The following is a 13834-nucleotide window of genomic DNA, read 5'->3' as shown; positions in this document are numbered from 1 at the left end:
CCCCTCCATCACCCACAACCCAATCGCCACGGATTAGCCGCCCATTGTAGAGGGGCCACATCAGAGGCCACAACTGTCGTCAATCAGCGACATAAGCGAGAAAGGGTCAAAAAACGGGCTTTTTGGCACTCTCAACAAAGAAGATCAACAAACCGCACAGAAAGTTCCACAGGAGGTAGGTAAAACAACAAGCATTCATGCGAACAGGTCAGCCGACTTACCGGTCCGACGCCGCCCGCATTAATTAAAGGAAACGCTCTTTTTCTTTCAAGATGCGTTATTCAGGAAAAGAGCGTAATTTAATAAAATTGTCACGTGCGTAAAGGGTGGCACGGTGACGTGCCACCCTTTACCACACCGTTTCACCGCTCACGCTAGAACCGCCGGTGTCGAATCGAAGGCCGCTCCCGCGCTTCATTTACCCGTAACGTCCGTCCGCCTAGCTCCATTCCGTTAATGGCATGGATAGCGCTTTCGGCCGCAGCGTCCTCCATACCGACAAAGCCGAAACCACGCGGACGTCCGGTTTCTCGGTCGTTGATTAGTTTTACGGTGTGTACAGCACCGTGCGCGGAAAAGAGATCTCTTACTTCGTCTTCAGTGACACTGAAAGGAAGATTACCGACGTAAATCGACTTCACCACTGCGCTACTCCTTTTGGCAGTTACAAGGGCCGCTCAACCCATAGCATCCATGTCGTAAAACGGCCAAGCCGAACCTGCACCCGCGTGCGCAAGCAAGGGCTGCTGCCCGCGACTCAACCGGTGAGCGAAGCTTTAATATCCATTTTTCGGCGCCGAATTACAACCGTCAAAGTGCAAAAATTTCTGTTCAATTTATAGGCAATGCCGACTCTTGAAGAAGAGCCATGAGGCCTTATGTTATGACACTTATTGGCCGGTCTATAGCGCCCGTTACAATAGCTCACTGATCTAATTTGCCATTCTCGGGTGGGAATTTAACCATCCTAAGTTATTTGTAATATGGACACCGAGCAACGGCATCTACCTTTTGTAAAATTCTGCAAACATGCGTTAAACTTCACACACTAACGCCCCCTACCGTGCCTACCGGGTTTATGCCGGCAGGCGTGCTTGAGTAGCGGAGCGGAACTGCCCCCGCTCTTGTCCCGTACGCCGCGGGGCAAGAGCGGGGTGAGGCGCTCGCGCTCAACGCTTTCGTAACGAGCGATCCAATGACCGCTTCGGCGACCGCATCCAAGGGCCGCTACTCGTCTGCATCCCGCCCGCGCGCAACTCGCTCGCTTGCTTAGACAGGGGCCACTGAGCTTTACCCCCAGCTCGGAACGAGTCGTACCACCGACGCTGGCGCATAGGCAGACGAGCATTGAGGCGCTGTGGCCAGCGGCGGCGTGCTCCCATCTTATGGCGAACGACCTGTTTCAGCGCCTTGCGCCGCCCCTTCGGCGGCATTCTTCTCATGACCCAAGCCATCGCGGGCAAGCCGGCGATGGCGGCTCTCGCCCGCGATGGCCTTCTAGCAAACAGGCGCCGATAACGAGGCGGACGGTAGCGCTGCCGCCAGGCGCGCAAACCGAATACGCTCGCCAACCCAATCAGCAAAAGTAGGGCCCAAGGGCGGGATGCGGAACGGTGGGTCGCTCCCCGCAGCCACCCGCCACTGCTTCCCGTTCCCTCGGCCATCGGCTCAAAGAGATTGCCTCGACTATCCATAGCGCGCTGTCGCCCTAAATGCTTGCGCTCTACCTGCCTCGCCATGATTCGCTCCGCCACGCCCGGCAACACGCGTTTTATGCCCAATAACATGCGCCCCGCGCCACCAACGACTACCTCTCTCCTCGGAGTTCGCGCCAAGCTCACGATGGCATCGGCAACCTGCTCGGAGGAGTAGACCGGCTCCATCGGAACTATATTGCGACCGCTGTAGTTCGCCGCGTGGTGGAAAAACGGGGTATCGACCGTAGCCGGCAACACCGTACAAGCGTGAATATGCGGCGCATCCTTTAACTCCATGCGCAGACCTTCGGTTAAGCCGCGAATGCCGTACTTACTAACGCCGTAGGCGTTTGTGTACGGCTGAGCCAAGGCCCCTACAATCGAGCTGGTGTTAATAAGGACCCCTTGGTCCTGCTTACGGAAACACGTTAACGCCTCTCGCGAACCGTAAACGTAACCCAGTAAATTGGTGCGCAGAACCTGCTCGTAGTCCTCCAGGGGTGTCTGTTCGAAACGCCCGAATAAGGTCACGGAGGCATTGTTGACCCAGACGTCGATTCTGCCGAAAGTATCCCGCGCACGCTTGGCCAGAACTTCCACCTCCGACGCCCGCGAGACATCCGTAGGAACCACCAGGGCACGCCCTCCCGCACGAATACACTCTCGCTCAACTTCCCTTAGAGCGCCTTCCCGCCGCGCAGCAAGAACCACCCGGGCGCCGGCGGCCGCAAACTTAACGGCCGTGGCCCTTCCGATACCGCTGGAGGCACCGGTAATGACGACTACAGCGTCTTTCAGCTTCCTGCGCATTTGGGCATCCTCCTTCATTTGCAACCAATCGCCCGTACCGAGGTGGCTATAAGGGTGAGTGAACTATGCTTTCAACACCCGGAAGCGATGGCAACGGCGAAACGAACAGCACGTTTTCCTACCGCGAGCCCGCCGCTGTCCGCCCATAACCCTGCCTACTTTAGTGGCGGCTTGTTTAGCCTGACGCAAGCGTGGAAGCAGAAAAACGGCCGCGAAGAACGGTATAAGAAACTTGTGATTCTGCCCCTGCCCCATATGTTGGTTAGCACGACCATACGGTGACAGATAGGGAGGGAGCGTGATGAATTGGGATCAGGTCAAAGGCAACTGGAAACAGATGAAGGGACGCGCTCGGCAGCAGTGGAGCAAGCTCAGCGACGATGACTTGGATAATCTCGAAGGCAATCGCGAGGAACTCGTCGGCAAGATTCAGGCCCGCTACGGCAAAAGCAAGGACGAGGCCGAAGCGGAAGTCAATAAATGGATGGACAGCTTGTAAGCCGCTATGGGCATAGAAGTCGGCGGCTTTTTCAGCCTACTACTCCTAATCGCCGTAGTGTGGGCACTTATTAATGTTTTCCAAAGTGCTGCGTCGACGTTCGCCAAAGTAATTTGGACCGTTGTTATTCTCTTGCTGCCGTTCCTGGGCTTTATTGTTTGGCTGCTTTTCGGACCTCGCTCCGCCAAAGCTTAGCAGGAAGGCCTCACGGGCAATGAGAAAACGTATGGGCTGTGACGAGAGTAGCCATCCGAACCTTACTGAAGATAGCCACCGAGACAAGGCCGCCTAGCTATATATACAGCGTCGCCCCGTGCCGCATCGGCGCGGGGCGACGCTTATAGCCTTTACGGCTTCTCGCGTTCGAGATCTTCCTCGTCTTCGTCCTTTTCCGGCGGCATCAAGTCGGCTTTGGTCACGCCCAGAGCCAAGGCCAAACCGCTAGCAATAAAGATCGAGGAATAGGTACCGATCAAAACGCCGATTAGGAGCGCGAAAGCAAACGGCACCATAACCTCGCCCCCAAGGAAATACAGGGACAACACCACCATCAAGGTGGTACCGGACGTTACCAAGGTACGCGACAGGGTTTGGTTGACCGAGATGTTCATCACCTCTTCGGGCGTGCCTTTACGTAGCTTGAGGAAATTCTCCCGAATACGATCGAATACCACGATGGTATCGTTCAAGCTATAGCCGATCACCGCCAGTATCGCAGCCAAAACCGTCAGATCGAATTGCATCTGCGTCAGCGAGAACACGCCGAGCGTGATCACCACGTCATGAATCAACGCGGCCACCGAGCCGGCCGCAAACCGGTACTCGAAACGGAAAGCGACATAAATCAAAATGCCGAATAAGGCATACAACATCGCTAAGCCGCCCTGCTCGGTCAACTCCTCCCCGATCTGCGGGCCGACGAACTCTACCCGACGCAATTGCACGCCTTCCGTATCGTCCTGTAAGGCTCGTAGCACCTGATTACTCAGTGCCGCATTATCGACCCCTTCAATCGGCGGCAAGCGCACCATGACCTCGCGCGCCGTACCAAAATGCTGCACGGCCGCGTCGTCAAAGCCTGCCTCGTCCAACGCTCCGCGCACCCGGTCTAACTCAACCGCTTGCGGATAGCCTACCTCGATGACGGTACCGCCGGTGAAATCGATCCCGAAGTTCAACCCGCGGGTCGCCAGGAGCGCAATCGAGGCGACCAGCAAGACTACCGATACGAAAAAGGCCAGTTTGCGCTTGCCGAGAAAGTCGAAATTAAACTCTAGGTTCTTCATGGGATGCGTCCCTTTCGCCTCGCTGCACTAAATGTGCAGCTTGGTCAGCCTCCGGCGGCGACCGTAAATCAGGTTAATAACCGCCCGAGTACCGAGAATAGCGGTAAACATCGACGTCACGATACCGATCGATAAGGTTACCGCGAAACCCTGAATCGGCCCGGTACCGAACACGAACAGCACCAGCGCGGCAATTAGCGTGGTGATGTTGGCATCGGCAATGGTCGAGAAAGCCTTACCGTACCCGGAATCGATCGCTTTCTGCGGGCTCAACCCCGCCTTCAACTCTTCCCGTATTCGCTGGAATATCAGCACGTTAGCGTCCACCGCCATACCGACCGTCAATACGATACCGGCGATACCAGGCATCGTCAGAGTCGCTTGCAGAAGCGACAGGATCCCAACGATAAGGACTAAATTGACGAACAAAGCCAGGTTCGCCACCAAACCGAACACTTTGTAATAGACCGCCATGAACACGACGACCAGCAAGAAGCCGATTGCAACGGCCATGAAGCCTTGCCGCACATTTTCCGCCCCCATGCTGGGGCCAATGGTCCGCTCTTCGACGATTTCGATCGGTGCGGCAAGCGCGCCCGCGCGCAACAATAGCGCTAAGTTGCGCGCTTCGGTCGAAGATTCGATGCCGGTGATACGGAAGCGGCTACCTAAGGCCTCGCGGATCTGAGCAACGCTAATCACCTCTTCGGTACGCGTACGCTCCCGCACTGGCTCGCCGTCGACTATCTGCGTTTCCACGCGCGTTTCGATAAACACCACCGCCATATTCCGGCCGACATTGGCTTGGGTAATATCGCGGAAGATACTCCCACCGGCACTGCTCAAGCGAATGTTGACTTCCGGCTGGCCAGTCTCGGAATCCAAGCCGGAAGCGGCGTCGACGATGTAATCGCCAGTGAGCATCACATCGCGCTCGAGGATGACCTGGCCATCGGCGCGGCGATCGTAGACCCGTCCATCGGCAGGCACGCGCCCAATTCGCCCGTCGCCTTGATCGCTCCGGTGAACCATACGGAATTCCAACGTTGCCGTTGCCCCGAGAATATCTTTTGCACGTGCGGTATCTTGTACGCCGGGCAACTGCACGACAATGCGGTCCACCCCCTGACGCTGAATAATCGGCTCGGCAACCCCCAGCTCATTCACCCGATTCCGTAACGTGGTGATGTTCTGCTGAACGGCGTATTGCCGCATTTCCCGCACGGCTTCTTCCGTCATGCTCGCGAACAACCAGAATTGACCGCCACGTTCGGCCTGCCGAAACTCTAAGTCGCGATATTCGTTGCGCAGGTAACGCACAGCGCGCTCCCGCTCGGGCGCCTGGGCAAACCGAATCTCAATACGATCGCCCTCAAGTTCGACCGCCCCGTAACGAATTCGTTGTTCGCGCAACCGCGTCCGAAACTCCGTCACGGTCCGCTCCAGCCGCTGCGTCATCGCCGACTCAAGGTCCACCTCCATCAGAAAGTGAACGCCGCCGCGAAGATCAAGACCGAGATACATCGGCTCTGCGTTGAAACGACGCAGCCAATCCGGCGTCGCCGGCGCAAGATTAAGCGCCACAATATGATTGTCGAGCTGACGGCGCAGGATATCCTGAGCCGCCAGCTGATCGTCTAGGCTGTTCAGACGAACCAGGTATTGCCCCGCCTCGACCTCGGCGCCGCGAACACCAACGCCTTCGCGCTGCAGCAACTCGAGGGCACGCATCTGTACCGCTTCGCTCGGCGGCTCGCCTTGAACGGTGGTGATCTGTACTGCCGGATCTTCCCCGTACAAGTTCGGCAGCGCGTAAAGCACGCCTAGTACGATGGCGACGAGCAGGACGAGGTATTTCCAGAAGGGATACCGGTTCATAATCCGTTGGCCTTTACAACGAGGTTATTTGGCGCTCTTTTTCTCTTTGGACGCCTGTTTAAACGTGCCTTTCGGCATCATGGCGGCGACCGCATTTTTTGTAGCTGCACTTCGATGCCGTCGGCGATCTCAACCGTAGCGAAGGTCTCGCCAACGTCCAGCACGCGACCGAGCAATCCGCCGTTGGTCACGATTTCGTCACCCTTAGCCAGGGCTTCGACCATCTTCTTATGCTCTTTCGCCCGCTTTGCCTGCGGCCGAATCAACAGGAAGTAGAAGATGACAATCAGCAGGATAGGAAATAATAGGACTTCCAAACCACCACCGGCGGCCTGCCCTCCCTGCGCATAAGCATCAGATATGAAAAAGCTCATTTCAGGCCCTCTTCAGGTTAACGATTAAGCCACAGGGCACACCTGGGCAGGCGCCATTATGTCACAGGCGTCTGCCCGAAAAACCTTCAATCCCCAACTTGGGCTGTCATCGCAGCCCGCTATTCCGGCATCGGCTCGGCAAGCCGTGCGTAGAAATCGCTGACGAACTGCTCGAAGGTGCCCGCCTCCAGCGCCTGTCGTATCTCGCGCATGAGGCTTTGATAATAGTAAATGTTGTGAATTGTGTTCAGCCGTGCCCCCAAAATTTCTTTGCAACGATCGAGGTGACGCAAATACGCGCGACTGTAATGTTGACAGGTATAACAACCGCATTGTTCGTCGATCGGCCGCGGGTCGTCGGCGTAGCGGCTGTTACGAATCCGCATCGTGCCATTCGGCGTATACAAAAACCGTTGCGCGCATTGCGCGTGGGAATAACGCAATCGAACATATCGACGCCGCGCCGAACCGCCTCGACGATATCTTCCGGCTTCCCAACGCCCATGAGATAACGCGGCCGATCTACCGGCATTTGCGGCGCTAAGCCGTCTAGCACGGCAAGACGCTCTGCGGCCGGCTCGCCGACCGAAAGCCCTCCGATCGCATAACCGTCAAAACCGATTTCCCGCAATCCCGCCAACGATTCGCTGCGCAGCCCATCATACATGCCGCCTTGGACAATGCCGAACAAAGCAGCCGGATTATCTCCGTGTGCCTCCTTGCTGCGCTTTGCCCAACGCAGGGACAATTCCATGGACAGCCGTGCGTCGCGTTCGTTCACCGGATAAGGCGTACATTCGTCGAAAATCATCACGATGTCGGAGCCCAATGCGCGCTGCACCGCCATCGACTCTTCGGGCCCGAGAAAGACTTCGGAACCGTCGACCGGCGAGCGAAAACGCACACCTTGTTCCGTAATCTTACGCATCGCCCCCAGGCTAAACACCTGAAAGCCGCCCGAGTCGGTCAAGATCGGCCCCTGCCAATGGGTAAAGTCGTGCAGATCGCCATGGGCGCGGATAATCTCCACACCCGGCCGCAGCATCAGATGAAAGGTGTTACCCAGAATAATCTGCGAACCAAGCTCTTTGAGCTCTTCCGGGGTCATGGCTTTAACCGTGCCATAGGTACCGACCGGCATGAAGGCAGGCGTTTCAACCACGCCACGCTCAAAGGTCAACCGCCCGCGCCGAGCATAACCTTCGCTTTTCAACAATTCGAACTGCATCGACCTTACTCTGCTACCGCCGCCGGCTGGGGCGGACTAATAAACATTGCGTCGCCGTAACTGAAGAACCGATAACGCTCTTCTATGGCATGCCGGTAAGCCTGCATGGTGTTCTGGTAGCCGGCAAAAGCGCTGACCAACATAATCAGCGTCGATTCGGGCAAATGGAAATTCGTCACCAGCGCATCGACAACGCGAAACGTAAAACCGGGATAGATAAAAATGTCGGTTTCGCCCTGGAACGGAGCCAAGCGACCGTGCCGGGCCGCCGTTTCCAAGCTGCGCACCACCGTCGTACCGACCGCGACAATACGCCCTCCGGCCTCTTTAGCCGCCGTTATCTGGGCGCAGGTCTCGGGGCTGACTTCCAAGTATTCGCGATGCATCCGGTGCTCTTCCAAACGTTCGGCTCGCATCGGCTGAAACGTGCCGGCACCGACATGCAACGTGACCCGCGCCTGGCCAACACCTTTGGCACTTAAACGAGCCAGGAGTTCGTCGTCGAAATGCAAGCCGGCCGTCGGTGCGGCAACGGCTCCCGGGCGCTGCGCATAGACGGTCTGATAACGCTCGCGATCATGCTCCTCGTCCGGCCGCCGAATATACGGCGGCAACGGCATATGGCCATGACGCTCAAGCAACCCGAGCAGATTCTCCGCCGCCTCGACTTCGATGAGGAAAAACTCCCCTTCGCGCCCTACCACAGTGACGGAGATTGCGCCTTCAAGCCATAGCGAAGCCCCCGGCTTCGGTGCCTTGCTCGCCCGTATGTGCGCAAGCGCCCGGCGTTGGTCGAGAACACGCTCTATCAGCACCTCGACTTTACCGCCAGTGGCTTTTTCGCCGTGCAAGCGCGCGGGAATGACCCGTGTGTCGTTTAGCACAAGGAGATCGCCGGGCCGTAACAACTGCTCGAGATCGCGGAACCGACCGTCCCGGCATTCGCCGGTCCGGCCATTTAACTGCAACAGGCGACTGCCGCTTCGCTCGGCGAGCGGATAGTCGGCAATCAACTCCGGAGGCAGATCGAATTGAAAGTCAGAACGCTGCATGGCGCGGCATATTAACAAGTTCGTTACGACCGCGCGAGCAAATCCCTTTGCTGTAGACGAAAAGTATCGTTATAATCCCCCTCAATCGTGCCGGGGTGGCGGAACTGGTAGACGCGCCGGATTCAAAATCCGGTTCCCGTGAGGGAGTGCGAGTTCGATTCTCGCTCCCGGCACCATTTTTCTCTTTGCATGTCTCCAAAGCGCTCGTACGAGCACGCCATAGAAAAAACGACTTCCTGGTGAATGACCTGCTACTCAACCTCCTCGCCGTCTTTGTCGGCAGCGCCCTAGGAGGAGGAGCACGCTATGGCGTAATTAGCATCGCGAACCGCTGGCTCGGGGAGCGCTTTCCATGGGGCACGCTGGTCGTTAATGTCAGCGGGGCGATACTGATCGGCCTACTCGTATCGCTGACGACCGACGGCGCTCCTTTAACCGAACTAGAGCAAGCAAAATGGCTGCTGATCGTTGGCGTCTGCGGCAGCTACACCACGGTTTCTTCCTTCTCGCTACAAACCCTTAACTTGGCCGTCAAGCAACGCTTACTCACGGCGGCAACTAACGTGCTGGTTTCGGTGGCGTTGTGCCTCGGCGGGGTTTGGCTGGGACTATTCATTGGCAATGGGTGGGTGGGCAACTCATGAAGCTCTGGCTGTGGGTCGCGCTCGGCAGTGCCCTAGGAGGCAGCACCCGTTACCTTTGCGGCGTCGCAGTACATAGCATGGGCAGCACCGGTTTCCCTTGGGAAACGCTGTGGGTCAATGTTACCGGCTCGTTTTTAATCGGCCTGTTCGCAACCTGGAGCACAGCCGGTCGCCTCAAAGTCTCCGTCGCCACGCATCAGTTCATTGTCACCGGCTTTCTTGGCGGCTATACGACGTTTTCGCTATTCAGTCTGGAATCGCTGCGTCTGTTAGAGAAAACGCCACTGCTCGGCTGGCTATATATGGGATCGACGTTGAGCCTTAGTCTTTTCGGAGTCTGGCTTGGTTACCGGCTGGCTTTGACATGGGTAAAACCGTAAGGCCGCACTCGCAACAAAAGCGAGCGCGGCCTTAACATGACATTTCCCCCTACCCAACCGGTATGGTCAACAATGCCGTAGCGATCGAGAAGTAGATCAGGATCCCGCAGATATCGGCGATAGACGTAATAAGCGGGGCGCTCGCCGTTGCCGGGTCGAAATTCAAACGGGTTAGCAGGAAAGGCAACAGCATGCCGATCATGCTGCCGAAGATAACCACGGCCACCATCGACAACGCAACCACCGTCCCGACCTCGGGCCCACCACGCCAAAGGCCTAAGCCCCAGACCGCAAGCCCCATCGTCACACCAAGCGCAGTCGCAACGCCCAACTCTTTCCCCCATAGTTTGAGCCAATCGCGTGCCTGCACATCGCCGGTGGCCAACGCCCGCACCATCAACGTCGCCGACTGCGATCCGGCGTTGCCGCCGGAATCGACGATCAACGGCAGGAAGAATACCAACGCAATCACCGCCTCGATGGTGTCTTCGAAATACGCAATACTCGCGCCGCCGAAGATATTCATGAACACCAGCAAAACCAGCCAGCCGACGCGTTTACGATACAAAAGCGACGGGCGAGCATCGCGCAAGCTCAAATTAAAGGCGCCGGTACCGCCGATTTTCTGGAAGTCCTCGGTATTCTCCTCTTCCAACACGTCCATGACGTCATCGACGGTCACAATCCCCAGCATGATGCCGCTGCGGTCGACCACGGGCAAAGCTGTGATGTCGTAGTGCTGGATCATCCTCGCCGCCTCGGTGCGCTCTTCCGAAGCAAGCACACTCACGGCGGGGCCGGACACCAAGCTCTCCACCAGCGCTTGCGGCTCCCCTAACACCAAGCGCTTTAGGCTTACCGTGCCTTCCAAACGGCCGCTATGATCGGTGACATAGAGCGTGTTGACCGTCTCTCCGTGCTCGCCCACTCTGCGCACATGCTCCAAAGCCTGTGCCAGCGTCCATTCCGGATGCACCGCAACGAAGCGGGTGTTCATCAAGCGCCCGGCACTGTTCTCAGGATAGCCAAGCAGCTTTAACGCTTGCTTAAGATCCTCCGGTGTCAAAAGCTTTAACAGCGCCTCCACACCTTCCTGCGGAAGCTCTTCCAGCAAGGCGGTACGGTCGTCGGGCAACAAACCGGCTAGCAGAAAACGCCCGTCCTGATCGCTAACCTGGCGCAGCAGATCGTATTGCACCGGCGGTTCGAAATAAGCAAACACTTCCGGCCAGCGCTCACGCGGTAACTCGTTGAAGGCACGAACGATAAGCGCCGTATTGAGATCGCCCAACGCATCCGCGATATCTTGCACATGCAATGCGTCGTACTGCTCGGCAAGTTCTTCCCAGGCCTCGCGCTGAACCAGCTCTCTTAGCAAGAGGGCTTCTTGATTTTGCTCCATTGGCACGCCCCTTCCTTCTTACCGTACGGCTGCCAGAACTTGTGCCAGCGCGCGATTTTGCTTGGCGGGATTTAGCGCCGAATACACTCGCGTCCGGCGCGTCGGCGGCAATAGCGCAAACGCCCGCAAGCGCTGCTCCGCTTCAAGCTGCTCCAATCGACCCGCAACCTCATGTTCCGGCAACGAGGCCAACACTTCGGCCACCACTTCCCAGTCGCCACGCTCGACCAGCGCGGAAAAGTCTATAATTTCTTTACGTTCAGCCATGGCATCACCTTTTCAAGCCGCGTCGGACTCGACGCTCGTCTTGACCTATACGTTTATTGCGATGTGCATTAGCCGTTACGCCAGGCAAGAGCCGCCCGCCCCACCGCAACCTAAGGCCCGGTTAAGGCACACGCGCTCCCACCAACGAACGACTGCGGACAAAAGCAGCTTGTTGCGGCAACGCCGGACGATTCCGTTACCCGTCAGGGCAAAAGAAACGAATCGGCGCGCCTTCAGCATCGGGAGCTCCCGCTGCTTACAAGCGACGAAATAAGAACCGAGGGAAAAACGGCTGAAATCAGCCTATGCGTGTCGACCGCACGCGCTTCCCACCGCTACCAGGCGGAAAGCATGTCGGTGAAAGGAAACAACCGAGAGTACTTACCGCCCGAACGAGATAACGTTGCTGTTTAAATGACAACTACCAGGTTCCAAGGATGTAAGCCCTCTTGCTGCAAAGTGCGCGGCCAATTTTACATTGTTCGCGCTAAGGATCAATTATTTATGCTGAGATTTCGATGTCAGCGCACGTGAGCCACCTCCTGGCCCAACATTTCCGTTGTTACCAGCACAACGCCTTTAGGCGATACGAAAAAGCGCCGACGGTCCGCCTCGGCATCTTCGCCGATCACCATACCGGGAGGAATGCGGCAGCCCTCGTCAATGACAGCCCGGGTAATTCGACAACCTTCTCCGACCACAACATCCGGTAAAATTACCGAATCTCGCACTTCCGCCCGTGGATTGACGACAACTTGCGAAAACAACAACGAGTGACGCACGACGGCACCGGCGATAATATCACCGCCGGAGACCATCGAATCTACCGCCATACCGCACATATCCTCGTTATCGTAGATAAACTTCGCCGGCGGCAACTGCGCTTGGTAAGTCCAGATCGGCCATTCGTCGTCGTAGATATCCAACTCGGGAGCCTCGCCAATAAGCTCCTGATTAGCTTCGTAAAATGCATCAACCGTACCCACATCGCGCCAATACGCCTGCTCGCCGGAGTGCGGATCGCTGAAGGGGTAAGCCATGACTTTATCGGTAGCAATAGCCGCCGGGATAATATCTTTGCCGAAATCGCGCGCGGAACCGAGATTTTCCGCATCCTCTCGTAGTTTCTGAAAAAGATACTCGCGATTAAAGACATAGATGCCCATCGACACCAAGGCATGATCGGGACGGCCGGGCATAGGCTCCGGCTCCTTAGGCTTTTCGTTAAAGCGAAGCACCTTGCCGTCGTTGTCGGCCGTCATCACCCCGAACGAGCGGGCCCGCTCCCGAGGCATCTCCACGCAGCCGACGGTCATATCGGCACCGCTCTCCACATGCCGCGCGATGATATTGCCGTAATCCATCTTATACACATGGTCGCCAGCCAAGATCAGAACATAGCTGGGGTTATGTGCTTTGATAATGTCGATGTTCTGATAAACCGCATCCGCCGTGCCCGCAAACCAAATCGGCTTATCCAAGCGTTGCTGGGCGGGGATAATCTCCACAAACTCGCCGAACTCCCCGCGTAAAAACCCCCATCCGCGCTGCACGTGTTGAATCAACGAGTGCGCTTTGTACTGGGTAAGTACTCCGATTCTGCGGATGCCGGAGTTAATGCAATTGGACAGCGGGAAGTCGATCAACCGGAATTTACCGCCGAAGGGAACCGCAGGCTTAGTGCGCCAATCGGTCAGGTTAGCCAGCCGACCGCCGCGCCCCCCTGCCATAATCAACGCTAGGGTGTCACGGGTGAGACGACTTACAAAGCGAGGGTTACGTTCAAGAAACATGGTTCTTGGATCTCCGCATCGGGGCATCAACGACTGCGCCGTAGGATACTGGTCGAAGCGACGCCTGCCAACGACGATCAGTCGGCGCTGTTTTTCAAGTACACCGTTCAGCTACCGGCGCTCGCAGGCACTTCTCTAGCCTTCCTTATACAGGAGTGATAAATTATCGGACCAACGGGGCCGTAGCTCAGTTGGGAGAGCGCAGCAATCGCACTGCTGAGGTCAGGGGTTCGACTCCCCTCGGCTCCACCAAATACGTGTAAAGACCAGCATCCGCTGGTCTTTTTTTAGGTTCATCGCGCTTTAGCGGAGGATACCCGCCTCGCTTTGTCGGATAGCGTAAGCTCCGTTATACTGGCGCAGCTTCGTCAAACGCGCTTTGTCGAAAGCGTCTTCTTGCGCAGCCCCGGTAGCTCAGCTGGATAGAGCAATCGCCTCCTAAGCGATAGGTCAGAGGTTCGAATCCTCTCCGGGGCACCATTCGATTCGATAAACGCTGCTTGCGTGCCCCCCACCACCTACAA

Annotated in this window: 12 protein-coding genes, 3 tRNA genes and 2 pseudogenes; 7 read left to right on the top strand and 10 right to left on the bottom strand. The window is 57.0% G+C overall.

Annotated elements, in window-relative coordinates:
- Positions 1-374: 374 nt before the first annotated feature.
- Positions 375-641, bottom strand: coding sequence for an RNA recognition motif domain-containing protein (locus CAI21_RS05510; RefSeq protein WP_116301473.1), 267 nt, complete (start codon positions 639-641; stop codon positions 375-377).
- A 528-nt stretch (positions 642-1169) separates the two neighbouring features.
- Positions 1170-2507, bottom strand: a complete 1338-nt coding sequence (locus CAI21_RS05505; RefSeq protein WP_116301364.1) for an SDR family oxidoreductase — start codon at positions 2505-2507, stop codon at positions 1170-1172.
- A gap of 301 nt (positions 2508-2808) precedes the next feature.
- On the opposite strand from CAI21_RS05505, the gene CAI21_RS05495 reads away from it, so the two are divergent.
- Both CAI21_RS05495 and CAI21_RS05490 read left to right on the top strand, forming a co-directional pair.
- Positions 2809-3006: a CsbD family protein gene (locus tag CAI21_RS05495; protein WP_116301362.1), complete on the top strand. Its 198-nt coding sequence runs from the start codon at positions 2809-2811 to the stop codon at positions 3004-3006.
- Positions 3007-3012: 6 nt separating this feature from the next.
- On the top strand, positions 3013-3201 hold the full coding sequence (locus CAI21_RS05490; RefSeq protein WP_116301361.1) for a PLDc N-terminal domain-containing protein: 189 nt from the start codon (positions 3013-3015) through the stop codon (positions 3199-3201).
- Between the two features lie 152 nt (positions 3202-3353).
- Here CAI21_RS05490 and secF read toward each other — a convergent pair whose 3' ends face one another.
- From secF to queA, 5 genes and pseudogenes are all read right to left on the bottom strand, one after another.
- Positions 3354-4292 (bottom strand): protein translocase subunit SecF, encoded by a 939-nt coding sequence (gene secF, locus CAI21_RS05485; RefSeq protein ID WP_116301360.1) that lies wholly within the window; start codon positions 4290-4292, stop codon positions 3354-3356.
- Between the two features lie 27 nt (positions 4293-4319).
- Positions 4320-6173 (bottom strand): protein translocase subunit SecD, encoded by a 1854-nt coding sequence (secD, locus tag CAI21_RS05480; protein ID WP_116301359.1) that lies wholly within the window; start codon positions 6171-6173, stop codon positions 4320-4322.
- Positions 6174-6194: 21 nt separating this feature from the next.
- Positions 6195-6544, bottom strand: a pseudogene (yajC, locus tag CAI21_RS05475) (preprotein translocase subunit YajC).
- A 119-nt stretch (positions 6545-6663) separates the two neighbouring features.
- Positions 6664-7772: pseudogene (tgt, locus tag CAI21_RS05470) on the bottom strand (tRNA guanosine(34) transglycosylase Tgt).
- A gap of 5 nt (positions 7773-7777) precedes the next feature.
- Positions 7778-8824 (bottom strand): tRNA preQ1(34) S-adenosylmethionine ribosyltransferase-isomerase QueA, encoded by a 1047-nt coding sequence (gene queA / locus CAI21_RS05465; protein ID WP_116301358.1) that lies wholly within the window; start codon positions 8822-8824, stop codon positions 7778-7780.
- Positions 8825-8913: 89 nt separating this feature from the next.
- Here queA and CAI21_RS05460 point away from each other — a divergent pair.
- From CAI21_RS05460 to CAI21_RS05450, 3 genes are all read left to right on the top strand, one after another.
- Positions 8914-9000, top strand: a tRNA-Leu gene (locus CAI21_RS05460).
- A gap of 63 nt (positions 9001-9063) precedes the next feature.
- Entirely contained in the window at positions 9064-9468 is a 405-nt protein-coding gene (locus CAI21_RS05455; protein WP_181919278.1) for a fluoride efflux transporter FluC, read from the top strand.
- Positions 9465-9848, top strand: coding sequence for a fluoride efflux transporter FluC (locus CAI21_RS05450; RefSeq protein WP_258868012.1), 384 nt, complete (start codon positions 9465-9467; stop codon positions 9846-9848). Before CAI21_RS05455 ends, CAI21_RS05450 begins: the two co-directional genes overlap by 4 nt.
- A 49-nt stretch (positions 9849-9897) precedes the next feature.
- Here CAI21_RS05450 and mgtE read toward each other — a convergent pair whose 3' ends face one another.
- The 3 genes from mgtE to glgC form a co-directional block, all read right to left on the bottom strand.
- The gene (gene mgtE, locus CAI21_RS05445; protein ID WP_116301355.1) at positions 9898-11250 is read right to left on the bottom strand and encodes a magnesium transporter; all 1353 of its coding nucleotides are present in this window, start codon (positions 11248-11250) and stop codon (positions 9898-9900) included.
- A gap of 18 nt (positions 11251-11268) precedes the next feature.
- Entirely contained in the window at positions 11269-11517 is a 249-nt protein-coding gene (locus CAI21_RS05440; protein WP_116301354.1) for a hypothetical protein, read from the bottom strand.
- Positions 11518-12038: 521 nt separating this feature from the next.
- A complete protein-coding gene (gene glgC, locus CAI21_RS05435) occupies positions 12039-13310 on the bottom strand; it encodes a glucose-1-phosphate adenylyltransferase (protein ID WP_116301353.1) in 1272 nt (423 codons plus the stop codon).
- A gap of 176 nt (positions 13311-13486) precedes the next feature.
- Between glgC and CAI21_RS05430 the strand changes: the two genes are divergently transcribed.
- A tRNA-Ala gene (locus CAI21_RS05430) sits at positions 13487-13562 on the top strand.
- 151 nt (positions 13563-13713) lie between these two features.
- Positions 13714-13790 (top strand) — tRNA-Arg (locus tag CAI21_RS05425).
- Positions 13791-13834 lie beyond the last annotated feature (44 nt).

Origin of the sequence: Alkalilimnicola ehrlichii (assembly GCF_003399765.1) — a bacterium.
Lineage (GTDB): Bacteria > Pseudomonadota > Gammaproteobacteria > Nitrococcales > AK92 > AK92.
This window is presented reverse-complemented; position numbering and strand designations above follow the sequence as displayed.